This is a genomic window from Desulforamulus aquiferis, from assembly GCF_030577015.1.
Classification (GTDB): Bacteria; Bacillota; Desulfotomaculia; order Desulfotomaculales; family Desulfotomaculaceae; genus Desulfotomaculum; species Desulfotomaculum aquiferis.
Window position 1 is genome coordinate 1 of the sequence record NZ_JARPTC010000074.1, and the last position, 344, is coordinate 344.

Annotated in this window: 1 rRNA gene; it reads left to right on the forward strand. The window is 52.0% G+C overall.

Annotated features, from left to right (window positions below):
* A 16S ribosomal RNA gene (locus tag P6N53_RS18580) occupies positions 1–344 on the forward strand; the annotation flags it as partial.

Genomic DNA, 344 nt, shown 5'->3' on the forward strand with positions numbered 1-344 from the left:
CAGTGCCGTAGTTAACACAATAAGCACTCCGCCTGGGGAGTACGGTCGCAAGACTGAAACTCAAAGGAATTGACGGGGGCCCGCACAAGCGGTGGAGTATGTGGTTTAATTCGACGCAACGCGAAGAACCTTACCAGGGCTTGACATCCTCTGAAAAGCATAGAGATATGCTCCTTATCCTTCGGGGTAACAGAGAGACAGGTGGTGCATGGTTGTCGTCAGCTCGTGTCGTGAGATGTTGGGTTAAGTCCCGCAACGAGCGCAACCCCTAAGATTAGTTGCCAGCACGTAAAGGTGGGAACTCTAATGTGACTGCCGTTGACAAAACGGAGGAAGGTGGGGAT